We start from the raw sequence: 22,797 nt of genomic DNA, 5'->3' as shown, positions 1-22,797 counted from the left end.
GGCCTAGGGGGCCGCTTGCAGGTAGGCGATCACCGCGTCGATGTCGGCTTCCTTGCGCAGCCCGGCAAAGGACATCTTGGTGCCCTTCATGTAGCCCTTGGGATCGGCCAGAAAGGCGGCCAGTTCGGCGTCGGTCCAGACCAACCCGTCCTCGGCGGCGACTTGCAGGGGCTTGGAATACTTGAAGTCCGGCACGGCCCCGGCCGCACCGCCAACGATGCCGGTCAGCACCGGGCCGACGCGGTTGGTGGCGCCGTCGCCAACCTGGTGGCAGGCCTTGCACTTCTTGAACACCTTCTCGCCGGCGGCGACCAGTTTGGGATCGGGCGCCATGACCTCCGGCTCCTGGGTCTCGGCGGCTTCGGCCAACTCGACAGCCTCTTCGACCTCGGCTTCCGTATCCTCGGCAGCGGCGGTTTCGTCCGGGGTCACATCCAGCACCATGGCGCGCATGGTGACTTCGACGCTGTCCTTGCAGGCCTCCATGCAGGGGGTCTCGGTCCAGAAATGCGCTTCGGCGCTGTCGCGGTCGTCGATGATGAAGCCGTCGGCGTTGGGCATCTCGACATCGAAGAACGTGTCTTTCGACAGGACGAAGTCATCGTCCACCAGATCGTTGGAATACAGGATATAGGCGACAATGGCATAGACATCATCCGCCGACAGGGTCTGCGCCGCGCCGAAGGGCATCGAACGGTTCACATAGTCCCATGTGGTCGACAGGTAGGGCCAATAGGAACCGACGGTCTTGAGCGGGTCGTCGTGGTCGAGCGTGTTGGCACCCCCGGCCAGCTTGGGCCAGTTGTCGATGCCTTCGGCAAAGTCGCCGTGGCAGACGGCGCAATAGTCGGCGAAAACTTCCTCTCCGGTCCAGACATCGCCCGAGCCGTCGGGCAGGCCGGTGCCATCGGGGCGCACGTCCAGATCCCAGGCGGCGATTTCCTCGGGCAGGGCCGGGCGGCCCAGTCCCAGCTTGTCGGCCAGCGCCGGGGTCGTCAGGGTTGCGGAAAGCAGGGCAGAGCCGATCAGCAGATTACGAGACTTCGACATTTTCCGCCTCTCCGTTCGCATTTACGTGCCAGGTCTGGATGCAGTTGTTGTGGTAGATCGAGTTCAGCCCGCGCACCTCGCGCAGTTGCGCCTTGGTGGGCTGGACATAGCCGGTGCTGTCCATGGCGCGCGATTGCAGCAGCATTTCTTCGCCTTGCCAGTCCACGTCGAGGTAAAAGCGGGTCAGCGCCATGGGCTTGCCGTCTTCGGCCAGCCGCGCGGTTTCCCAGGTGACGCCGCCATCGCGGGAAACATCGACGCGGGTGATCGCGCCGCGCCCGGACCAGGCCAGACCGGTGATGACCAGCGGGCCGGGGCCGTGGGTGATCGGAGACTGCGGACTGGGGGAGGTGACCACCGACTTGGCGTCCATCACCCAGGTCCACTTGCGCGAGGTGCCATCGGCCAGCGTGTCGGTGTATTTCGAGGTTTCCTCGCGGCTTTCCACGGGCGCGTCGGCAACTTCCATGCGGCGCAGCCATTTCACCCACATGTTGCCTTCCCAGCCGGGCACGATCAGGCGCACGGGATAGCCATGCTCCTTGCGCAGGGCCTCGCCATTGGCCTTGAAGGCGATCATGCAATCGTCCAGCGCCTTTTCCATCGGGATCGAGCGGCCGTTGGAGGACGCGTCGGCCCCTTCGACATACAGCCATGTGCCCTCGGGCTGGATGCCCGCTTCGTTCAGCAAGGTGCGAAGCGAGACGCCGGTGTATTCCATGTTGTGGATCATGCCGTGGGTGAACTGCGCGCCGTTGAGTTGCGCGCCGGCCCATTCCATCCCGGTGTTGGCGGCGCACTCCAGAAAGAAGGTGCGCTGTTCGCGGGGAAAGCGTTCAAGATCGGCATAGGTGAAGACCAGCGGCGTATCGACCAGCCCGTTGATCATCAGCCGGTAGTCTTCCTTGCGCAGCTCGATCGCGCCCGAATGATGACGCTCGAACGCGCAGCCCTGCGGGGTGATGGTGCCGTCCAGCGCGTGGATCGGAGTGAAGTTGATCGAGCTGATGGTGTCGGCGGTCAGCCATTCCACGTTGCGGCGGATCACGTCGCTTTCGTACTGGATCGGCAGGCCGTAGGGCGTGGCATCCACCCCGTCGCCCAACCCCGAGGCCCATTCCTGCACCTCGGTGATCAGCGGGTCTGGCGTGGCGCCGCGCGCCATCGACGCGCCCGCAACGGCACCCCCGGCGGCCAGGGCGCCGCCCAGAAACTGCCGGCGGGAGGTTCCGGGGTCCTTGGTCTTGTCGGTCATGGGAGAGGGTCCTCCTTGCTGATCTGTCCAGCGTTGGGCCGGGCGCTCAGGCGCCGCTGACCTTGACGCTGGTGTTCGGGGTGACGGTGACGGTGCCCTTGCGGCGGATGTAGCTTTCGACCACGTCCCAGATCTGCGGGCCCTCGGTGCCTTCGTTGACCGAGGCCCAGCCGGCCACCACATAGGATTTCGCCGGATCGATCTTCTCGCCGGTTTTCAGCAGGGTCATGTCGCTGATGCGTTCGCCCTGCGGCTTGGTGATGTCGATGGCGTAGCCCATGCCGCCGATGCGCACCATGTCGCCGCCCTGCTGGTAATAGGGGTCGGGGTTGAACAGGTTGTCGCCCACGTCTTCCAGGATGGTGTGGATGAATTCGCCGGTCATCTCGGTCCGGTAGGCCTTGCCGTAGGTCATCGAGGTGACATTCCACAGATCCTCGCGGGTGATGTCCTGACCGGGCAGCACCGACGGCCCCCAGCGCACGCCGGGCGACATCGAGATATCGGCCTCGCGTTCCTCGATCAGGGCGTCGCAGATCAGGTCGTCCCATGTGCCGTTGAAATTGCCCCGGCGGTACAGCAGGCTGTCGGTCTGGCCCAGCACCTCGGACAACTGGCTTTCGAAGGGGGCGCGCTGGGCGTCGATCACGCTGGCCATTTCGGCATCGGGGGTGATGACATCCGAGAAGATCGGGATCAGCTTGTGGCGGAAGCCCATCATCCGGCCATCGCGCACGTCCAGATCGACGCGGCTGACAAATTTGCCGTTGGAGCCGGAAGCGACGATGATGGTTTCGCCCACCAGCACCGGTTCGGGCAGGGCGTCATGGGTGTGGCCCGACAGGATCACGTCGATGCCCTGCACGCGGCCGGCCATCTTCTTGTCCACGTCGAAGCCATTGTGCGACAGCATCACCACCAGATCGGCCCCGGCCGCGCGCACTTCGTCGACCATTTCCTGCATCCGGTCTTCGCGGATGCCGAAAGAGTATTCGGGGAACATCCAGCGCGGATTGGCGATGGGCATGTAGGGGAAGGCCTGGCCGATGACAGCGATCTTGGCACCGCCGCGTTCAAAGATCTTGTAGGGCGGGAATTCCTCGGTCGGCTCGTCCCATTCCTGATCGAAGATGTTCTGCCCCAGTGCCGCGAAAGGCAGGCCCTCGACCAGTTCGCGCACGCGCTCGGACCCCAGGGTGAATTCCCAGTGGAAGGTCATGGCGTCGGGGGCCAGCGCGTTCATCACGTTGACCATGTCCTGGCCCGCGGTCTGATAGCAGGTGTAGGAGCCATGCCACGTGTCGCCGCCGTCCAGCAGCAGCGCGTCGGGGCGGGCGCTTCGGATCGCCTTGACCACGGTGGCCACGCGGTCCATCCCGCCGACCCGGCCATAGCTGCGCGCCAGCACGTCGAAATCGTTGTAGGTCAGCGCATAGGCCGAGGGTGAGCCATCCTCGATGCCATAAAGCTTGCGAAAGTCCGCGCCGGTGATGTGCGGCACATGTCCGCGCGCCGCACCGACGCCAAGATTGATCTCGGGCTCGCGGAAATAGATCGGTTTGAGTTGGGCATGGATGTCGGTGACATGGATCAGCGTCACGTTTCCGAAGGTGTCGAATTCAAGAAGCTGGTCCTGGGTCAGGCTTTGCTGGGCCGCGAGCCGGGCCCAGTTGCCGAAGCCGGAAGCGCCCAGCACGGCCGAGGCGGCCATGCCGACCTGAAGGAAATCACGGCGGGAAATCATGAGGCGGAGACTCCGAAATCAGACAAAGTTTGGGTGTCCCCTCCCGCAGGGCGGAAGGGGGGAAAGCGGCACGCGGCCCGTTTTTCAGATCAGTTGCGAACCGCGGGGGTTTCGACCGAAAGCCCGTTGCCGCGCGAGGCGACATAAAGTTCCAGCGCCACGAATTCCGGCGAGCCTTCCGAATAGGTCTCGGCGCGGGTGTCGCGGATGCAGCCCTTGAAGCGGTTGTGCGCCGCGATCAGGTTGGCCTGTTTCAGGCGGTAAACCGGGAAGCCGTTGGTCTGGCCCTGGCTCAGGTGATCGGCGCGGATGTAGTTGTCATAATTGTCTTCATGACAATTCGCGCAGGACAGCTCCAGCTGGCCATAACGGGTGTAATACATCTCTTTGCCCTGTTCCCAGGTTGCCTGGGCCGGGCCGTCGATCTCGACCGCCATGGGCAGGCCGCGCGACTGGTTGCCGATCAGGGCTGTCATGTTCAGCATCGGCTGGGATTTCCATCCCCAGGGCTCCGCCTCCATGCGCTCTGTCCGGCAGGCGTTGATGTACATCTCCATGGTCCAGACTTCGCCGGCGGCCTCGTTCCACTTGGGCAGCTTGGTGCGCAGGCCGGTCATGGATTCGGGGTCTTCGTGGCAATCGGCACAGGATTTGCCGGCGGCGCCATCCGCGGCGTTCCAGCTGTCGATGCCCTGATCGACGAAGATCATCGCCGGGTTGTCGAAATCATCCATCTGCAAGGACTGGGTTTCCACGGTGCGGAAGGTCCAGCCCGACCGGATGGTGTCGAGCCCCTCGACATGTGCCGGGGCGTCGGTCTTGGTGATGATCTCGGTCTCGCCGTTGATGACCAGGATGTCATCCTCGTCCGCCCAGGCCGTCGTGCCGGCGGCGACGCCGCCTGCCAGGGCCAGGCCCAGGGCGATCTTTGTTGATGTGGCCAGAGCCATCGCGTTCCTCCCTATTTCCTGCTGCCGGTTCAGACGGTGATCGGCTTGGCTTCTTCGTAGACCGAGCCGTCATCGTCGTACCACGTGAACTTGAACTCCCCGGCTTCGGGCACCACGGCCTCGAATTGCAGGTAGGGGTTCGTCGAGATCGACGGCTCCAGCGTCACGTCGATGACGTTCTCGCCGTTGAAGTCGCAGGTGAAGCGATTGATGATCGAACGCGGGACAAGGTTGCCGTCGCTGTCCTTGCGCTGACCGCTTTCCATGGGGTGACTGATCAGGGTCTTGATCGTGATCGTGTCGCCAGCCGAGGCGGTCTTCGGGACCTTGACGCGGGGTTTTACACCAGATGCCATTTCTTGGTTCTCCTGTCTTAGCCGCCGCAGCCGCCGATGGTGACTTTGACGTTGGCTTGCGCCCGCTTGAAGCTGCCGTCTTCCATCCGGGCGATGGCGATGACATCCTGGGTGCCGGCAAGGCGGATGCGGGTCGAGGCCGACCCGGCACCGGCGAGCTTGCCGAAATTGAAGGTGGCGACCGAAGGCGTCGGGTTGCCCGCGGCCAGCAACATGATCGCCGCGGCCCCGTCAGCGCCGACTTCGATCGGCACGGTGTTGCCGTTCTCGGCAATTTCGGGGGCGTTCAGATCGACACCGCCGTCGGAAACGGCGGCCCCGCCGGTAAAGGCGGCGATGGCGTCGTCAACGGCGGCATTGGCCCGCAACGGCAGCGCGGCCAGGCTGACCGCGCCAATGCCGAGCGCAAGCGTGTCGCGTCGTGTCAGGGACATGGCATTCTCCTTGAATGGGAAAGGTCTGGGATCACTCATCCTTGAGCGTTGCAAGGTAGGCGACCACATCTTCGATTTCCTGAGCGGTCAGGATCGGTGGCAGGTCGGCCGGAGCCGCTTTGCCGGTATAGGCATCGCCGGGGCGGATGAAGCCGGTGGTCTTGTAGAAGGCCGGCATCACGGTGCCATCGAAGGTCATCTTCGAATTGGCCACCAGACCGCGCAATTCAGCCTCGGTCCAGCGCGATCCCGCGCCGTCCAGAATGGGGCCGACCTCGCCGTGGAAGGGCGCATCCTTCAGCGCGGTGACTTCGTGGCAGGCGATGCAATTGCCCTTGGATCGGGCGGTGATGATCTCGGCGCCGCGTTGAGGATCACCGGCCGCGCCGGTCAAGGAGACCTCTACCGCCCCGTATTCGTCAAAGACGACATCTCCCGGTGCGGTTTCGCTGGCTAGGGCTGCCCCTGCCGCAAGCGTTGCCGCTACCGCCGTGGTCGCAAATGGCTTCATGTCTCCTCCCAAAGTCGAAGCTGGAACTGGCGTTATCACATTCAGATGTATGTTATTGATTTACCCTAGCGCAAGATTAAAATTCCGGTGCGTCGCTTTGTGCAGGATTATGAGCCTGACTAGGGCGCCTTGGTGGACTTTCTTTCTTCGATCCTGCGGGCGTGATACCGCTGGAAATCTTCTCCATCGGTAGTGTCATAGCGGTTCTCGTGCACCCAGACCAGGAGGTCGAGCGTGGTCGCCGCCTCGAAAGCCCCCGGCATGATCGCGACGGCGGCCTGCTGTGCCGACAGTCCTTCGGGCACGTCCTCGGGCAAAAACAGAATCGTCGGGGTGAACAGCAGGCCCCATTTTCGGGCCATCTGCTTTTCGCTCAGAACCTCGCCGTCGAAGTCGGTGACCTCAAGATCGCCGTGCAGGTTCAGTTGCAACACGAAATAATTCTGAGAAATGAATTCGGCGATTTCCGGACGCGGGAACACCTCGGTGTGCATCTTGGTGCAATAGATGCAGCCGCGCTGTTCGAAGATCAGGGCCAGGCGTTTGCCTTCGGCGTTGGCCTCGTCCAGATCCTCGCGCAGATCCTTGAAGGTGTCGCGCATCCAGTCGGTCTTGTGCAGCCCGTCGTCGCCCAGTTCTGCGGCGGTGGTGGTCCCGGCGGCAAGGCCAAGAAGCAGCGCAAGGGTGGTCAGCAGGCGGGGCATGGGGATCCTCCTCAGGTCAGGGCTTGGAAAACGGGGAAGGTCTGCAGCATCCAGTTGGCGATCTGGTTGACGGAATCGGTGGCGATCAGCACGGCAAACAGGATCAGCACCCCGCCCATGGCCTTTTCGACCGTGCCAAGGTGGCGCCGGAAGCGGCTGGCAAAGCGCAGGAACGGGCCGATGAAACCCGCCGCGACCACGAAGGGCAGGGTCATGCCCAGCCCGAAGATCAGCAGCAGGAACAGCCCGCGTTGGGCGGTGGCTTCCTGGCTGGCCTGGAACACCACGGCGGTCAGCACGCCGCCCACGCAAGGCGTCCAGCCGGCGGCGAAAGCCAGTCCCACCACGAAGGCGCCCATGATCGACATCTGTTCGGTCTGGCCGCCGCCCATGCTGAAACTGCGGTTCAGAAACCCGATGCGGATCACCCCCAGAAAATGCAGGCCCATCAGCAGCACCACCGCCGCGGCGAACAGGCGAAACTCGGTCTGGTAGCCGCGAAAGGTCTGGCTGAGGCTGAAGGCCGCCGCGCCCAGCAGCACGAAAACGGTGATGATTCCGGCCGAGAACATCACCGAGGCCAGCACCGCGCGCCGCCGCAGGCCCGGCGGCAGGGTGCCATCGGCCTGGATTTCGGCCATGCTCGCCCCGGCCATATAGCTGAGATAAAATGGCACGATGGGCAGGATGCAGGGAGAGAAAAACACCAGCAGCCCACCTGCAAGCGCGCCGATCACCGAAACTTCGAACAAGAACATTCCTCCCAGCCGCTTGATGGAGACATATTCTTATAATACGATTCCAGAAATTCAGCCGTCAATTGTGCAGGAGCGCAGCAGGCCATGAAAATCACGCGAAGGCTTCTGGCCGCGCTGACGGGGATCGTGCTGGCGGTGCAGGCAGCGGCCTTTGAACTGGTGATGGTCGAGCAGGCGGGCTGCCAATACTGTGCGCGATGGAATGTGGCGGTCGGGCCGGTCTATCCGAAAACGCCCGAGGGCGCCTTTGCCCCGCTGCGCCGCGTGGATCTGCACCAACCCTTGCCACCGGACCTGAGCCTGCAAGGCAAGGTCGTCTTCACCCCCACCTTCATTCTGGTCGACGAAGGCCGCGAACTGGCTCGGATCGAGGGCTATCCGGGGGAGGAGATGTTCTGGTGGATGCTTGCCAACTTGTTAACAAATAATACGGATTTTAAGGGAGGACCATCATGACCCGTATCGCCCCCATCGCGCTGGCCGCGACCCTTGTCGCCACCTGTGCCACTGCCCAGGACGACGACGCCTTCGTCACCTTCAAGGTGCTGAAACCCGAAGTGGCCTTGCAGGCCGCGCAGGCCGCGCTGGAGCATTGCCGGGCCGGCGGCTACCAGGTGGGCGTCACCGTGGTGGATCGTTTCGGCGTGCCACAGGTGTTTCTGCGCGACCGGTTCGCCGGGGCGCATGTGCAGGACACCTCGTTCCGCAAGGCGTGGACGTCGGTGTCCTTCCGCGCCGGCACCAGCGAGCTCAACGCGACCACGGCGCCGGGGTCGGAGTCCTATGGCATCCGCTTCCTCGACCTGGCCCTGCCGCTGGGTGGCGGACTGGTGGTGCAGGATGGCGACGGCTCCATCGTCGCGGGGATCGGCGTGTCGGGGGCGCCGGGTCCGAGCCTGGACGATGAATGCGCCGAGGCCGGCATCGCCGCGATCGAGGATCAGATCGCCTTCTGATCGCGGGCCTTCGCGCGGCGCAGGCCGCCGCGCGCCACCTGTCCGACGAACGCCAGCAACGACAGCGCGCCGACCAGCGCCATCGCCCCATGCGCCAGCGGATTGGCCGGGGGATGGCCGGTCAGAAGCAGGCAGGCGGCCAGCAGGCTCAGCCCGGTCAGGCCGCCCACCACCACAAGGGTGGTGCCTTGGGGCAGGCGGCGGGCCATCTCCAGCCCCAGCCAGACGCAGACCAGCCCGCCCGCCGCGCCGACCAGCGTGTCGATGGGCCAGTGCATCCCCACCGGCACCCGGCTGAGCGCAACCGCCAGACCACCCGCAAGGGCCAGCGCCCGCGCCCAGGGGGGCGGGCAACAGACCATGACGAACCCCGCCAGCGTCAGGGCGGTCTGGCTGTGACCGGAAGGAAAGCTCTGGTCCGCAGTCAATGCGCCGACGCTGTGGAACTGGTCGGGCGACAACAAGCCAGATGGCCGAAGAACAGGCCAGAAGCCTTTGAAGACATGTGTGAAAGCGGTTCCAAAGACGCTGGCGATCAGCACCGGCCACGCCAGATACCAGCGCCCCGGCAGCAGCACCAGCAGCAGGCAAAGCGCGACGGCGGTGTCGCCGAACTCGGTCAGCACGGCCCAGACCACGGGCGGCGCCAGTGGCATCAATCCGTTCAGCGTGGCAAACCCGGCGTGATAGCCACCGCCCAGAAACAGCGTCGCCGCCGCAAGCAGCAAGGCCAGCGCGGGCCAGAGCAGCCAGCGGCTGAGCGTTGAGCCGGGCAGAGTGGTCTGGACCTTCCGCGCGGCGGCAAGCCCCGGACGGAAGATCCGGCGCATCACACCGACTTCAGATAGGCGGCCAGCAGGTCACGGGCGGCTTCCAGATCGCTTTTGTGGATCATCTCGGTCACCGTGTGGATATAGCGGGTGCCGACCACGATGCCGATGGCGCGGGCCCCGGCGGCGGCCTGCTGGGCGGCGGCGCCGTCCTGACCGCCCGACCGCAGCATGGTGCGCTGCCAGACGATGTCATTGGCCTCGGCCAGTTGTTCGAAGGTCGTCACCAGCCCGCGATCGGCGATGAAAGAGCCGTCGCGCAGGTGGATGCCCACGCCCTTGCCCTGTACCGTGGTGGCATCCTGTTCCGGCACGCCGGGGGTGTCGCAGGCCAGCGTGGTGTCGACGCCGATGCCGATGTCGGGGCGCACGGCGAAGGCGGCGGTGCGGGCACCGCGCAGGCCAACCTCTTCCTGACAGGTGAAGGCGACGTGGATCTCGGCCTCGGCCGCGTGATCGCCCATGGCGCGCACGGCTTCGATGCCCAGCCAGCAGGCGATGCGGTTGTCCAGCGCCTTGGACACGATCTTGTCGCCCATTTCGACGAAGGGTTCTTCCATCACCACCATGTCGCCGATCCTGACGTGATCCGCGGTGGCCTCGCCCAGGCCCAGGTCGACGAAAAATTCGGCCACTTCGGGCACCTTCTTGCGTTCCTCGGGGGTGGCAATGTGGACCGGGCGACCGCCGGGGTTCATCACGCCGGGCAGATCGCCGCCTTCGGTGCAGACGCGCACGCGGCGCGAGAACAGGTTGCGCGGATCGAAGCCGCCGACGGGCTGCAGGTAGCAAAAGCCCTTGTCGGTGATGTGGCTGACCAGAAAGCCGATCTCGTCCATGTGGCACAGCAGCATGATCTTCTGCGGCGCGTCGCCCTTGCCATTCCGGCGGCACAGCAACGAGCCCATGTTGTCTTCGCGCACCTCATCGAACAGCCCGTCGATTTCAGCGCGGATCAGGTCGCGGACGCGATCCTCCTGTCCGGGCACGCCGGGGGTTTCGCAAAGCCGTTTCAGCAGGTCGATGTTCATGGGGATCCTCGGGATTGTGCGTCGGGCTATCGGTGACCGATAGGCATGCGGCTGTCCAGCCTGTCAGGAGGCCAGAACCCGCATCGCCCGGATTTCGCGTGCCAGATCGGCGGCCATGTCGCGGGCTTGTTCGCGGCGGTCCGGGCGCATGGCATAGACGCCGATGCCGGTCAGCGTGGCTTGCAGGCGCCGGGCTGTCTGGCTGGGGTCGAGCGACGCGGGCAGGGCGCCCTCGGCCTGCGCCTGCCGGTAGATCGCGACAAACGAGGCCTCGCTGCGGTCCAGCAGATCCAGAATCGCGGCGCGCAGAGCCGGTTGGGTCAGGCCCGTGTCCATGCCGGTCTTGGCCAGGAAGCACGCCGGTTGCGGGACATCGTCCCGTACCACCGGGTGCGCCGATTCCACGAAACGCGCCAGTCCTTCCAGAACATCGGGGGCCGCATCCAGAATTTTCTGACGGCTTTCGGCGATTTCCTGAGCATACCGTTCCAACGCCATGCGGAACAGCGTCTCCTTGTTGCCGAAGGCGGCATAGATGCTGCCCGGATGCATGCGCAGGGCCGCTTCGATGTCCTTCAACGAGGTCGCATGGAACCCCTGTTTCCAGAACAGGTCGCGTGCGCGGGACAGCGCCTTGTCGCGGTCGTGGGATTTGGAACGAATGGTCATGGCCCAGATATAGCGCGGCGTTTCACGGATGCACAGGGTGCTGTGATCTCACGCTTGAGTGATCGTTCAAAAAGAGACTTGAGCAACCGCTCCATGGGGCTAGATAGGGCACATCGGCGTGCAACACCAGAAAGGAACCCCTGATGACCGATTTTCCGTCCTACGACCTCGACACAGCCCCCCAGGCCGCCAAACCGTTTCTGGAAAAATCGCAAAAGGCCTTTGGTCGTTTGCCGGGTCTGCACAAGGTGATGGCCGGAGCGCCGGGTCTTCTGGACGTGTACCAGCAGGCGCACGCCGCGTTTCAGAACTCCAGCCTCGACAAGGACGAACTGACGGTTGTCTGGCAGGCGATCAACGTCGAACATGGCTGCCACTACTGCGTGCCTGCCCACACCGGCATTGCCAACATGATGGGCGTCGATCCCGCGCTCAGCGAAGCGCTGCGCAACGAAGCACCGTTGGGAAATGACGCGCTGGAAGCCCTGCGGACCTTCACCCTGGCCATGGTGCGCCAGCGCGGCGAGGTGTCCGAGGCGCAGCTTGCCGCCTTCTATGCCGCCGGTTATGGCCCCCAGCAGGTTCTGGAAGTCATCCTGGGCATCAGCCAGAAGGTGATGTCGAATTACGTCAATCACATCGCCCAGACCCCGGTGGACGAGGTGATGCAGAAGTTCGCATGGGAAAAGAAGTCAGATCAGGCCGCCTGATCCGGTTCCTCCCCTGTGACACCAAGAGGCGGCCGCCCAAGGGTCGCCTCTTGGCATTGGGGCTTTCGTCCGCGCCTTGGGCAAGCTAAGACGGCTCGGGTTTGAAGACCGGCACAGGACGAGGAGTTTCCCATGGCCAATGTGGTCGTCGTAGGCGCCCAGTGGGGCGACGAAGGCAAAGGCAAGATTGTCGACTGGCTCAGCGAGCGGGCGGATGTGATCGCGCGCTTCCAGGGCGGGCACAATGCCGGCCATACGCTTGTCATCGATGGCAAGGTCTACAAACTGCATGCGCTGCCCTCGGGTGTGGTGCGTGGCGGCAAGCTGTCGGTGATCGGCAACGGCGTGGTGCTGGACCCCTGGCATCTGGTCAAGGAGATCGCCACCGTGCAGGCGCAGGGCGTGGAAATCACTCCGGAAACCCTGATGATCGCCGAGAACACGCCGCTGATCCTGCCCATCCATGGCGAGCTGGATCGCGCCCGCGAGGAAGCTGCCTCGAAAGGCACCAAGATCGGCACCACCGGCCGTGGCATCGGTCCGGCCTATGAAGACAAGGTTGGCCGCCGGTCGGTCCGCGTGGCGGATCTGGCCGATGATGCCACGCTCGAGGCCCGCGTGGACCGCGCGTTGCAGCACCACGATCCGCTGCGCAAGGGTCTGGGGATCGAGGCCGTGGATCGCGACGGGCTGGTTGCCCAGCTCAAGGAGATCGCGGCGCAGATCCTGCCCTATGCGGCCCCGGTCTGGAAGGTGCTGAACGAAAAGCGCAAGGCCGGCAAACGGATCCTGTTTGAAGGTGCGCAGGGCGCGTTGCTGGACATTGATTTCGGCACCTATCCCTTCGTCACCTCGTCGAATGTGATCGCCGGGCAGGCGGCCACCGGGGTCGGCATCGGGCCGGGCTCCATCGACTATGTGCTGGGGATCGTGAAAGCCTATACCACCCGCGTCGGCGAAGGGCCGTTCCCGACCGAGCTGGACGACGACGATGGCCAGCGGCTGGGCGAACGCGGTCATGAGTTCGGGACCACCACCGGGCGCAAGCGCCGCTGCGGCTGGTTCGACGCCGCGCTTGTGCGCCAGACCTGTGCCACCTCGGGTGTCACCGGCATCTCGCTGACCAAGCTAGATGTGCTGGACGGGTTCGAAACCCTGAAGATCTGCGTCGGCTACGATCTGGACGGCGCGCGGCTGGACTATCTGCCCACCGCCGCCGACCAGCAGGCCCGCTGCAAACCGATCTATGAAGAAATGCCGGGCTGGTCCGAAAGCACCGAAGGAGCGCGCAGCTGGGCCGATCTTCCGGCCAATGCCATCAAGTACGTGCGCCGGGTCGAAGAGCTGATCGACTGCCCGGTTGCGCTTCTGTCGACCTCGCCGGAACGCGAAGACACCATCCTGGTGACGGATCCTTTCGCGGACTGATCCTTGACTTCCCCGCCCCGGCGCACAGTTGCCGGGGCAAAGGATGCGGAGAAATTGCCCATGGCCCTGTCGTACAAAGCCCGCCGTCGCTGGTCGCTGGTGATCCTGCTGGTGGGGATGCCGGCCTATGTTGTCGCGGTGGTCACCGTGCTGAACCTGCTGGACCGGCCGCCCTTCGTGGTCGAATTGCTGGTCTATGTTCTGCTGGGCCTGCTCTGGGCGATCCCGTTCCGCTTCGTATTCCGCGGCATCGGCAAGCCCGACCCTGACGCCGAAACCGGCGAGGAGGGCAAATCGCCGTGACAGCGCCCGAGCCTCTGGTCACCACGCAGACGCCGGTCACGCTGGTGGGCGGCGGCGGGCTGCGCGACAAGGATCTGCACACCTGCCTTACCCGTGGTCCCGTGCTGGTGGCTGCCGATGGCGGTGCCGATGCAATCCTGGGCCGGGGCTTGCGCCCGGACGCGGTGATCGGCGACATGGATTCGCTGACCGCGGCGGGGCGCGCGGAACTGTCCCCGCAGGTGCAGCACCACATCCCCGATCAGGACAGCACCGATTTCGAGAAATGCCTGACCCGCATCGCAGCACCACTGGTGCTGGGCGTGGGGTTCACCGCCCGGCGTCTTGACCACACGCTGGCGGTCTTCAACACGCTGGTCCGCCATCCGACCCGGCGCTGCGTGCTGATCAACAAGTCCGAGGCCATCACCCTGCTGCCGCCCGAGATCGCGCTGCCGCTGGAACCGGGCTGCCGCGTATCCCTGTTTCCCATGGGGGCTGTGACCGGGCAGAGCAGCGGGCTGGAATGGCCGATCGACGGACAGGGGTTCGCGCCGGATGGCGCCATCGGCACCTCGAACCGCGCCACCGGCCCGGTACATCTGACATTGGATGCGCCACGAATGCTGGTCTTCCTGCCGCGTGGACGACTGAATGTGCTGCTGGAAGCGCTGGAGGCCGCGCCTCGGTGGGCCGAAGGCTGAGCTTTTTGCCCTATTGCCCTCGCAGCCGGGTCAAAGGCTGCGTATAGATATGGCCAGTTGCAGGGAGTCACTGATGTCCGAACCTCTTTCTCAGGCTGATGCCGGAAAATTCGCCGCGGCGCGCGGCGCGGTGGATCTTGTCGAAGACGGTATGAAACTGGGGTTGGGCACCGGCTCGACCGCGAACTGGATGGTGCGGGCACTGGCCGCCCGTGTGGCGCGGGAAGGGCTGTCGCTGACCTGCGTGCCGACTTCGACCCGGACCGGCGATCTGGCGCGGGCGCAGGGTCTGAGGGTGGTCACGCTGGACGAAGCCGGATGGCTGGACCTGACCATCGACGGGGCCGATGAATTCGACCCGGCGCTGAACCTGATCAAGGGCGGCGGCGGCGCGCATCTTCAGGAAAAGATCGTGGCGGCGGCCTCGAACCGGATGGTGGTCATCACCGATCCCAGCAAGGACGTGGCGCAACTGGGCGCTTTCCCCCTGCCGGTCGAGATCACGCCGTTCGGCAAGGGCGTCACAAGCAAGCTGATCGACAAGGTGCTGGAAACCGCTGCCGTGGGCGCACGCAGCAGCCGGCTGCGGATGCAGGGTGATGCGCCCTTCGTCACCGACGAGGGCAACCACATCGTCGACCTGGCGCTGGCGCGGATCGACGCCCCGGCGGATCTGGCCGCAGCACTGCTGCAGATCCCCGGCGTGGTGGAAACCGGACTGTTCCTGGGCCTGTGTGACGCGGTTGTGATTGGCCATCCCGACGGGCGCGTGGAAACCCGTCGTGCGGATGGATCGGCGCCAGTTCTTGCCCGGGTCGACCCGGCCGAGGCAGCGGCCCTTCCGGCAGCATGACGACGCAGTTTCAGGAGACGCGGTATGAGTTTTGATTTCGACCTTTTCGTGATCGGTGGCGGGTCCGGCGGTGTGCGCGCGGCCCGCGTGGCGGCGCAGGGCGGGGCCAGGGTTGGTCTGGCCGAGGAAAGCCGTATGGGCGGCACCTGTGTGATCCGGGGCTGCGTGCCGAAGAAGCTGATGGTGTTTGCGTCCTCCTACCGCGCGGTGTTCGACGATGCGCGCGGCTATGGCTGGGACGTTTCCAACGGCGAGTTGGACTGGCCGGGGTTTCGTGGCAAGCTCGAGGCGGAACTGGACCGGCTGGAAGGGGTCTATCAGGGCATCCTGACCCGCAACGACGTGGACTGGCACAACCAGCGCGCCGTGATCCGCGATCCGCATACGGTGGAACTGGCCGATGGCACAACCTATACCGCCAAGCACATACTGGTCGCCACCGGCGGGCGTCCCTTCGTGCCCGAGATGGACGGTGCCGAACATGTCATCACCTCGAACGACATCTTCCATCTTGAGCAGTTGCCCAAGTCGATTCTGATTGTCGGCGGCGGCTTCATTGCATGTGAGTTCGCGTGCATTCTCAATGGTTTGGGCGTCGAAGTTACACAGTTTTATCGTGGCGCGCAGATCCTGCGCGGCTTCGATGACGAGGCGCGCGGGCTGGTGGCCGAAAAGATGATCGAAGGCGGCGTCACGCTGCACACCGGCACCAATGTGGTCGAGATGGAGGATCGCGGCGCCGAAGGCATCTGGGTCAAGGCCACCGACGGCTCGCACCGCACCTATGAGAAAGTCATGTATGCCACCGGCCGCGTGCCCAATACCGAGGGTCTGGGGCTTGAGGAACTGGGCGTCGAGATCGGCCGCCGCGGCGAAGTGGTCGTGGACCAGTATTCGCAGACCGCGGTGCCGTCGATCTATGCTATTGGGGATGTGACCAACCGGATCAACCTGACCCCGGTCGCGATCCGCGAGGGCATGGCCTTCGTGGAAACCGTGTTCAACGGCAACCCCACGGCACCGGATCACGAACTCGTGGCCTCTGCCGTGTTCACCCAGCCGGAACTGGGCACCGTGGGTCTGACCGAGGAGGCCGCCCGCGAACAGGAGCCGATCGAGGTCTACTGCACCTCGTTCAAGGCGATGCAGTCGGCCTTTGCGGGCCGCGACGACCGGGTGCTGATGAAACTGATTGTCAGTCAGGAAACGCGCCGCGTTCTGGGCTGTCACATTGTGGCACCGCAGGCCGGCGAGATGATCCAACTGGCCGCCATTGCGGTGAAAATGGGGGCCACCAAGGAACAGTTCGACGCCACCGTGGCGGTGCATCCGACCATGGCCGAGGAACTGGTCACCATGAAGGACCCCATGCGCACGGCTTGATATTCCCGCTCGTGCGCTCATCTAGAATTCAAGACGTCTTGAGACGAAACAGGAAGAAGGCTTCACATGGCAGGAAACAGCGGAGGTCCCTGGGGAAGCGGCGGAGGCCGTAATTCAGGTAACGGCGGCGGCGGCGATGGCAGCGGCGGCGACAATCGCGGGGGCGGGCGCCGTCCCGGACAGGGCGATCAGCCCCAGATCCCAGAAATCGACGAGATTGTCCGCAAGGGCCAGGAACAGCTCAAGGTTCTGATGGGCGGCCGCGGCGGCAAGGGCGGCGGCTTTGGCGGCGGTCCGAAGATGTCCAAGGGGGCGCTCGGCCTGGGCGCTATCGTGCTGGTGGGCGTTTGGGTGTTCGCCTCGCTCTACACCGTGAAGCCGGAAGAACAATCGGTGGAACTGTTCCTTGGCAAATACAGCCAGACCGGCAATCCGGGTCTGAACTTCGCGCCCTGGCCCCTCGTGACCTACGAGGTTCTGCCGGTGACGCGCGAACAATCCGAGGACATCGGAGACGGCCGCAACACCGGGGATGATGGCGGGCTGATGCTGACCACCGACGAAAACATCGTCGACATCGACTTCCAGGTGGTCTGGAACATCAACGACCCGGCGAAATTCCTGTTCAACCTGCGCGACCCGGTCCAGACCGTGCGCTCGGTGTCTGAATCGGCGATGCGCGAGATCATCGCGCGTTCGGAACTGGCGCCGATCCTGAACCGCGACCGCGGCATGATCGAAGCCAGCGCACAGGAACTGATCCAGTCGACGCTGGAAAGCTATGACAGCGGCATCAACATCGTCCGGGTCAACCTTGCCAAGGCCGACCCGCCGATCGAGGTGATCGACGCCTTCCGCGAAGTGCAGGCCGCCGAGCAGGAACGGGATCGTCTGGAACGTCAGGCCGACGCCTATGCCAACCGGGTTCTTGCCGGGGCACGGGGTGAAGCCGCACAGCTTCTGGAAGAGGCCGAAGGCTATCGCGCGCAGGTCGTCAACGAAGCTCAGGGTGAGGCCAGCCGTTTCCTCGCCGTTCTGAAAGAATACTCTGCCGCGCCGGAAGTGACCCGCAAGCGTCTGTACCTGGAAACCATGGAAAAGGTTCTGGGTGACGTCGACAAGGTCATCCTGAACGACAATGGCTCGGGCACAGGGCAGGGCGTCGTGCCCTACCTGCCGCTGAATGAGCTGCGTCGCAACAGCGCCCAGCAATAAGGAGAATGAGCATGAAGAAAGCAACATTCCTGCTGCCGGCTGCGGTTGTGGTCGGGGCGCTGGTGCTGTCCTCGCTGTTCATCGTCGATGAACGTCAGAAGGCCCTGGTGCTGCAATTCGGCCAGATCAAGGCCGTGAAGGAAGACCCGGGATTGGCGATGAAGATCCCCTTCATCCAGGAGGTCGTGCGCTATGACGACCGCATCCTGTCGCTGGACACGCCGCCCATCGAAGTCACGCCGTCGGATGACCGGCGCCTGATCGTCGATGCCTTCGCGCGCTACCGGATCGCCGATGTGGTTCAGTTCCGTCAGGCCGTTGGTGTTGGTGGGCTACGCGTCGCCGAGGATCGTCTGGCCGGCATCCTCACCACCCAGACCCGTCAGGTTCTGGGTGCGGATGGGGTCACGTCGAACACCATCCTGTCGGCGGATCGGGCCGAACTGATGACCCGGATCCGCGACCAGTCCGCCGCGCGCGCCTCGGCGCTGGGGCTGGATGTGGTCGACGTGCGGCTCGTGCAGACCAACCTTCCGGATCAGAACCTTGACGCCACCTTTGCCCGGATGCGGGCGGAACGGGAACGCGAAGCCGCCGACGAGATCGCGCGCGGCGAGGAAGCGGCCCAGCGGGTGCGGGCGCAAGCCGACCGGACCGTGGTGGAACTGGTATCAGAATCCACGCGGGACGCCGAGATCACCCGCGGTGAAGCCGATGCTGAACGCAACCGCGTCTTTGCGCAGGCCTATGGTGCCGATCAGGACTTCTTCGAGTTCTACCGGTCGCTGACCGCCTATGAGCGGGCGATCAAGGGCGGCAATTCGTCCATGGTCATCACACCGGACAGCGAGTTCTTCGACTATCTGGATGGCTCCATGGGGCGCGATAATTGATCGTCCTGACGGCCATCGGGTTTGTCCTGGTGGCCGAGGGGCTGGTGCTGGCACTGGCCCCGAAGCGACTTGAAGATCTGGCCGCCTTTCTGGCCACGCTTTCCATCGACACGCGCCGGGCCCTCGGGCTTGGCGCGTTGGCGTTCGGGGTGTTGCTGTTGTGGCTGACCGGCGGCACCGGTGGCGGATAGATCGCTGTAGTCGTGGCTAATGTTGATCCGAACCGGGTTGGCCTGCGTAATCGAGATACCTTGCCTTATTGGAGTTCGCGATGCGTTCCGTTCTGGTCTCTGCCCTAGCCCTGCTTCCCCTGCCAGTCTTGGCGCAGGAACGTCCCGATCTGGCGACTTACGAGATCACCACGGGCGCGCTGTATCAATCGAAGGCCGATATCGACGGTGGCGGCTCGGTCAGCGCCAGCGCCGGGGTGGTGAACTTCGGCGCGTCCTTCCTGTTGACCCGCCGCACCGGCGTCGGCGTCGGCGTCGAGATCGGCCGGGGCCGCTATGACTTCGACGATGTGCCCGCCATCGGCAAGAGTTTCGACTATCGCAGCGACAGCATTTCGTTGTCTTATGACTTCCGCCTTGGCGATACGGGCTTCGGCTTCATCGCCCCGACCGTGCGCTGGAACGGCGAGATCGACGGCGACATGGACAAGGCGATGACCTGGGGCATGTTTGCCGGGGCGGCGTGGCGGGTCTCGCCCAACCTGGTGATCGGCCCGGCGCTGGGGATCTTCTCCAAGCTGGACGACGACGTGCAGGTGTTCCCCTTCCTGCTGGTGGAATGGGACATCACCGAGCGTCTGCAACTGGCCACCGGGGAAGGGCTCGGCGCCACCCAGGGGCCGGGTCTGGCACTGACCTACGCCCTGAACGACGCGTGGAGCGTCGGCATCGCTGGCCGGGTCGAGAACGTGGAATTCCGTCTGGACGACGACGCCAGCGTGCCGGACGGTATCGCCCGCGACCAGAGCTTTCCGCTGGTGGCCAGTGTCGGATGGGAACCCAACGACCAGGTCCGCCTTGCCGCCTTTGCCGGGGTGCAGACCAATGGCCGCTTCACGCTCAGCGACAAGGATGGCCGCAAGCAGGTGCAGCGCGACTATGACAACGCGCCGATCTTCGGGGCGATCCTGAACATCACTTTCTGACGCGGTTCACATCTTTCACGCAGGTGTGACAGCAATTGCAACGGCGAGGGAGTTGGCTTTTTCGTCGCGACACCCCCATATTGCGTATCAAACAGACCGCATGTTTCCGAGCGGCCTGCCTGAACGAACGAAAAAGGAGATCACAGTGCGCTTCAGCGATATTTCCCAACCCTCTCAGGTGCGGGCGGCCATCGTGGCGCTTGGGCTTGGCTTTGCGGTTGCCCTTGGACAGGGCCAGCCCGTCGAAGCCCGGGGTGCGCCTGACAGCTTCGCCGATCTGGCAGAACAGGTCAGCGACGCCGTGGTCAACATCACCACACGTACCACCGTTGCCACGGCCAGTGGTGAGAACATGCCGATCATTCCCGATGGCTCGCCGTTCGAGGACTTCTTCCGAGACTTCATGGATCGCAACGGCCAGGGCGACCAGCAGCGCCAGCGGCGCGGTTCGGCGCTGGGATCGGGCTTCGTGGTGTCGGAAGACGGCTATATCGTCACCAACAACCACGTCATCGAATCCGCCGACGAGATCATGATCGAGTTCTTTGGCGGCACCGAGCTTCCGGCGGAAGTCATCGGCACCGATCCGAAAACCGACATCGCGCTGCTCAAGGTCGACAGCGACACCCCGCTGCCCTTCGTCACTTTCGGCGACAGCGAAGCCGCCCGCGTGGGCGACTGGGTCATGGCCATGGGCAACCCGCTGGGGCAGGGGTTCTCGGTCTCTGCCGGCATCGTCTCGGCGCGCGGCCGGGCGCTGTCGGGCAGCTATGACGACTACATCCAGACCGACGCGGCGATCAACCGGGGCAACTCGGGCGGGCCGCTGTTCAACATGGACGGTCAGGTGATCGGCGTGAACACCGCGATCCTGTCGCCCAACGGCGGTTCCATCGGCATCGGCTTTGCCATGTCGTCCTCGGTGGTGAAGAACGTGGTCGACCAACTCAAGCAGTTCGGCGAAACCCGCCGCGGCTGGCTGGGTGTGCGGATCCAGAACGTGACCGAGGAACTGGCCGATGCGCTGGGACTTGAGACCGCCGAAGGCGCGCTGGTCACCGATGTGCCGGAAGGTCCGGCGCTGGATGCCGGGATGAAGTCGGGCGACGTGATTCTCAGCTTCGACGGCACCGATGTGAGCGACACCCGCGAACTGGTGCGCAAGGTCGGCAACACCTCGGTCGGCAAGGCCGTGCGGGTCACCGTGTTCCGCGATGGCAAGACCGAAACGCTGATGGTCACGCTTGGCCGTCGCGAGACCGCCGAAACCGTGCCGGCCGCCGCCGCCGCCAACGAACCGATCCAGGACACCGTCCTGGGCATGGATGTGACGGTTCTGAACGACGAGTTGCGCAGCCAGCTGGGTCTGGAAGAAGACAGCACCGGCCTGGTGGTCACCGATCTGGATGAAGACAGCGACGCCTTCGAGAAGGGTCTGCGCAGCGGTGACGTGATCGCCGAAGCCGGGCAGGAGAAGGTCAGCTCGGTCACCGACCTTCAGGATCGCATCGCCGATGCCCGCGAGGCTGGCCGCAAGTCGCTGCTGCTGCTGGTGCGCCGGGGCGGGGATCCGCGTTTCGTGGCGCTCTCGGTGGACTGACACCGATCATGTGATCAACGGATGGGGCGCCTTCGGGCGCCCTTTTTCGTGGCGGACGCCCGGAACGGAGCAACACGGATCGCTTGCCATTCATGGTCGCGCGCCAAAAATCCGGGCAGTTGGCGAACTTGTCCTAGGCGGGTCGCGGATGGGGTGCAATAGTCGGGAGGCACCAGACGGAAAGCCATATGACACATCCAAATTTCAAGCCCCAGGTCCAGGATCAGGCCGGAGAGTTCACGGCCGCTGAAATGGGGGCCTTGGCGCATCTCTATCGCGGCGAGGTTTACCGCAGCACGATCTGGCGCACCCGGCTGGACCAGACCACCAACTGGTCGGTGGTGACCACGGGGCTGGCCCTGTCGCTGACCTTTGCCGGACCCGAGGCGACGCCGCTGCCGCTGTTGCTGGTGGGTCTGCTGGTGGGCGTTTTCCTGATGTTCGAAGCGCGCCGCTATCGCTATTTCAACGTCTGGCGGGCGCGCTGCCGATTGATGGAAACCGACATGTACGGCCCGATGCTGCGCGGCGAGGGCGTGCTCATGGATGGCAAGTGGAACACGCTGCTGGCCTCGGACTATATCCATCCGACGTTTCATATCTCGTTCCTGCGGGCGATGGGGCGGCGGTTGCGGCGCAACTATGCCTATATCCTGTCGGTGCAGGCGGTGGCCTATTTCGGAAAGCTGCTGATCCATCCGGTTCCGGCCGCCGATTTCGCCGAGTTCATCCAGCGTGCCGCCATCGGCCCGGTCCATGGCGGCTGGGTCTTCCTGCTGGGGGTGGCTTTCCACGGCAGCTGGATCATCGTCGCGGTCTGGACGCAGATGATCGAAAAGCGGGTGCGGGCCGCGGCGGGGCGCAAGCATCTGATCTCGATCGCCTGACCGGCTGGCGCCGGGGCGCGGGTCACGAGGTCATAAGCGTGTCCAGCAGGGCCGAGATATCTTCGACCTGTTCGGCGACCACATGGGTGACAGAGTTCTCGCGCTGGATGCGCCCGGTCACCCGCAGCAGCCGCCCGGCGATCACGGCGCGGCGGTGCACGTCGAACAGCGATTTCCAGACCACCACGTTGACCACACCGGTCTCATCCTCAAGCGTCAGGAAGATTACCCCCTTGGCGGTGCCGGGCCGCTGGCGCACCAGCACCAGCCCGGCCACGGTTACCCGCGCACCATTGGGCGGGCGATCCAGCCAGGCGGCCGGCAGGGCCAGCGGCGGGCGGGGCCACTGGATGTCAGACGGGGCTGGGGTCAGGCTGCGGGGCATGTGAACAAAGATAGAACAATGCGACGATTTCACAAGGGCGCGTGCGGCTCTGG

The 22,797-nt window shown here is 64.6% G+C and carries 27 protein-coding genes; 14 read left to right on the top strand and 13 right to left on the bottom strand.

Annotation, left to right across the window (positions count from 1 at the left end; all coding sequences use genetic code 11):
• Nucleotides 1-3 precede the first annotated feature (3 nt).
• The 9 genes from H8B03_RS14000 to H8B03_RS13960 all read right to left on the bottom strand — a co-directional run bounded on the left by H8B03_RS14000 (nt 4) and on the right by H8B03_RS13960 (nt 7,756).
• Entirely contained in the window at nt 4-1,050 is a 1,047-nt protein-coding gene (locus tag H8B03_RS14000) for a c-type cytochrome (RefSeq protein WP_193142495.1), read from the bottom strand.
• Nucleotides 1,034-2,305: a sulfite dehydrogenase gene (gene soxC, locus H8B03_RS13995; RefSeq protein WP_193142494.1), complete on the bottom strand. Its 1,272-nt coding sequence runs from the start codon at nt 2,303-2,305 to the stop codon at nt 1,034-1,036. Before soxC ends, H8B03_RS14000 begins: the two co-directional genes overlap by 17 nt.
• A 46-nt stretch (nt 2,306-2,351) precedes the next feature.
• Nucleotides 2,352-4,049, bottom strand: a complete 1,698-nt coding sequence (soxB, locus tag H8B03_RS13990; RefSeq protein ID WP_193142493.1) for a thiosulfohydrolase SoxB — start codon at nt 4,047-4,049, stop codon at nt 2,352-2,354.
• 89 nt (nt 4,050-4,138) lie between these two features.
• Nucleotides 4,139-4,999 (bottom strand): sulfur oxidation c-type cytochrome SoxA, encoded by an 861-nt coding sequence (gene soxA, locus H8B03_RS13985; protein ID WP_193142492.1) that lies wholly within the window; start codon nt 4,997-4,999, stop codon nt 4,139-4,141.
• A 29-nt stretch (nt 5,000-5,028) separates the two neighbouring features.
• Nucleotides 5,029-5,355 (bottom strand): thiosulfate oxidation carrier complex protein SoxZ, encoded by a 327-nt coding sequence (gene soxZ / locus H8B03_RS13980; RefSeq protein WP_193142491.1) that lies wholly within the window; start codon nt 5,353-5,355, stop codon nt 5,029-5,031.
• Between the two features lie 17 nt (nt 5,356-5,372).
• The gene (soxY, locus tag H8B03_RS13975; protein ID WP_193142490.1) at nt 5,373-5,789 is read right to left on the bottom strand and encodes a thiosulfate oxidation carrier protein SoxY; all 417 of its coding nucleotides are present in this window, start codon (nt 5,787-5,789) and stop codon (nt 5,373-5,375) included.
• A gap of 31 nt (nt 5,790-5,820) precedes the next feature.
• Nucleotides 5,821-6,300, bottom strand: coding sequence for a sulfur oxidation c-type cytochrome SoxX (gene soxX / locus H8B03_RS13970; RefSeq protein ID WP_193142489.1), 480 nt, complete (start codon nt 6,298-6,300; stop codon nt 5,821-5,823).
• A 119-nt stretch (nt 6,301-6,419) separates the two neighbouring features.
• Entirely contained in the window at nt 6,420-7,004 is a 585-nt protein-coding gene (locus tag H8B03_RS13965) for a thioredoxin family protein (protein ID WP_193142488.1), read from the bottom strand.
• A gap of 11 nt (nt 7,005-7,015) precedes the next feature.
• Entirely contained in the window at nt 7,016-7,756 is a 741-nt protein-coding gene (locus tag H8B03_RS13960; protein ID WP_193142487.1) for a cytochrome c biogenesis CcdA family protein, read from the bottom strand.
• A 90-nt stretch (nt 7,757-7,846) separates the two neighbouring features.
• Between H8B03_RS13960 and H8B03_RS13955 the strand changes: the two genes are divergently transcribed.
• Nucleotides 7,847-8,218, top strand: a complete 372-nt coding sequence (locus H8B03_RS13955) for a hypothetical protein (RefSeq protein WP_193142486.1) — start codon at nt 7,847-7,849, stop codon at nt 8,216-8,218.
• Nucleotides 8,215-8,718, top strand: a complete 504-nt coding sequence (locus H8B03_RS13950) for a heme-binding protein (RefSeq protein WP_193142485.1) — start codon at nt 8,215-8,217, stop codon at nt 8,716-8,718. The genes H8B03_RS13955 and H8B03_RS13950 overlap by 4 nt, the downstream gene beginning before the upstream one ends.
• Here H8B03_RS13950 and H8B03_RS13945 read toward each other — a convergent pair.
• From H8B03_RS13945 to H8B03_RS13935, 3 genes are all read right to left on the bottom strand, one after another.
• Complete coding sequence (locus tag H8B03_RS13945; RefSeq protein WP_193142484.1) at nt 8,703-9,548, bottom strand: phosphatase PAP2 family protein; 846 nt, start codon at nt 9,546-9,548, stop codon at nt 8,703-8,705. The genes H8B03_RS13950 and H8B03_RS13945 overlap by 16 nt on opposite strands.
• Nucleotides 9,548-10,579 carry a M42 family metallopeptidase gene (locus H8B03_RS13940; protein ID WP_193142483.1) on the bottom strand — a complete coding sequence of 344 codons (1,032 nt, stop codon included), beginning with the start codon at nt 10,577-10,579 and terminating at the stop codon, nt 9,548-9,550. The genes H8B03_RS13945 and H8B03_RS13940 overlap by 1 nt, the downstream gene beginning before the upstream one ends.
• Before the next feature lie 63 nt (nt 10,580-10,642).
• Complete coding sequence (locus H8B03_RS13935) at nt 10,643-11,248, bottom strand: TetR/AcrR family transcriptional regulator (protein WP_193142482.1); 606 nt, start codon at nt 11,246-11,248, stop codon at nt 10,643-10,645.
• Nucleotides 11,249-11,391: 143 nt separating this feature from the next.
• Between H8B03_RS13935 and H8B03_RS13930 the strand changes: the two genes are divergently transcribed.
• From H8B03_RS13930 to H8B03_RS13875, 12 genes are all read left to right on the top strand, one after another.
• Complete coding sequence (locus H8B03_RS13930; protein WP_193142481.1) at nt 11,392-11,958, top strand: carboxymuconolactone decarboxylase family protein; 567 nt, start codon at nt 11,392-11,394, stop codon at nt 11,956-11,958.
• Nucleotides 11,959-12,090: 132 nt separating this feature from the next.
• Complete coding sequence (locus H8B03_RS13925; protein WP_193142480.1) at nt 12,091-13,386, top strand: adenylosuccinate synthase; 1,296 nt, start codon at nt 12,091-12,093, stop codon at nt 13,384-13,386.
• Nucleotides 13,387-13,446: 60 nt separating this feature from the next.
• On the top strand, nt 13,447-13,689 hold the full coding sequence (locus H8B03_RS13920; RefSeq protein WP_193142479.1) for a DUF2842 domain-containing protein: 243 nt from the start codon (nt 13,447-13,449) through the stop codon (nt 13,687-13,689).
• On the top strand, nt 13,686-14,372 hold the full coding sequence (locus H8B03_RS13915) for a thiamine diphosphokinase (RefSeq protein WP_193142478.1): 687 nt from the start codon (nt 13,686-13,688) through the stop codon (nt 14,370-14,372). The genes H8B03_RS13920 and H8B03_RS13915 overlap by 4 nt, the downstream gene beginning before the upstream one ends.
• Nucleotides 14,373-14,445: 73 nt before the next feature.
• Nucleotides 14,446-15,225, top strand: coding sequence for a ribose-5-phosphate isomerase RpiA (gene rpiA, locus H8B03_RS13910; protein WP_193142477.1), 780 nt, complete (start codon nt 14,446-14,448; stop codon nt 15,223-15,225).
• Between the two features lie 24 nt (nt 15,226-15,249).
• Nucleotides 15,250-16,608 (top strand): glutathione-disulfide reductase, encoded by a 1,359-nt coding sequence (gor, locus tag H8B03_RS13905; protein ID WP_193142476.1) that lies wholly within the window; start codon nt 15,250-15,252, stop codon nt 16,606-16,608.
• A gap of 66 nt (nt 16,609-16,674) precedes the next feature.
• Nucleotides 16,675-17,823 carry an FtsH protease activity modulator HflK gene (gene hflK, locus H8B03_RS13900; protein ID WP_193142475.1) on the top strand — a complete coding sequence of 383 codons (1,149 nt, stop codon included), beginning with the start codon at nt 16,675-16,677 and terminating at the stop codon, nt 17,821-17,823.
• Between the two features lie 11 nt (nt 17,824-17,834).
• Nucleotides 17,835-18,716 carry a protease modulator HflC gene (gene hflC, locus H8B03_RS13895; RefSeq protein ID WP_193142474.1) on the top strand — a complete coding sequence of 294 codons (882 nt, stop codon included), beginning with the start codon at nt 17,835-17,837 and terminating at the stop codon, nt 18,714-18,716.
• Nucleotides 18,713-18,907, top strand: a complete 195-nt coding sequence (locus H8B03_RS13890) for a DUF2065 family protein (RefSeq protein ID WP_193142473.1) — start codon at nt 18,713-18,715, stop codon at nt 18,905-18,907. The genes hflC and H8B03_RS13890 overlap by 4 nt, the downstream gene beginning before the upstream one ends.
• Before the next feature lie 80 nt (nt 18,908-18,987).
• Nucleotides 18,988-19,872: a hypothetical protein gene (locus H8B03_RS13885; RefSeq protein ID WP_193142472.1), complete on the top strand. Its 885-nt coding sequence runs from the start codon at nt 18,988-18,990 to the stop codon at nt 19,870-19,872.
• Between the two features lie 100 nt (nt 19,873-19,972).
• Nucleotides 19,973-21,472 carry a DegQ family serine endoprotease gene (locus H8B03_RS13880; protein ID WP_193142471.1) on the top strand — a complete coding sequence of 500 codons (1,500 nt, stop codon included), beginning with the start codon at nt 19,973-19,975 and terminating at the stop codon, nt 21,470-21,472.
• Between the two features lie 188 nt (nt 21,473-21,660).
• Nucleotides 21,661-22,359, top strand: a complete 699-nt coding sequence (locus H8B03_RS13875; protein WP_226925932.1) for a DUF2270 domain-containing protein — start codon at nt 21,661-21,663, stop codon at nt 22,357-22,359.
• Nucleotides 22,360-22,381: 22 nt separating this feature from the next.
• Here H8B03_RS13875 and H8B03_RS13870 read toward each other — a convergent pair whose 3' ends face one another.
• Nucleotides 22,382-22,744: an OB-fold nucleic acid binding domain-containing protein gene (locus tag H8B03_RS13870; RefSeq protein WP_193142470.1), complete on the bottom strand. Its 363-nt coding sequence runs from the start codon at nt 22,742-22,744 to the stop codon at nt 22,382-22,384.
• Between the last annotated feature and the right edge of the window lie 53 nt (nt 22,745-22,797).

Source organism: Meridianimarinicoccus sp. MJW13, assembly GCF_014901205.1.
Taxonomy (GTDB): Bacteria; Pseudomonadota; Alphaproteobacteria; order Rhodobacterales; family Rhodobacteraceae; genus Meridianimarinicoccus.
This window is presented reverse-complemented; position numbering and strand designations above follow the sequence as displayed.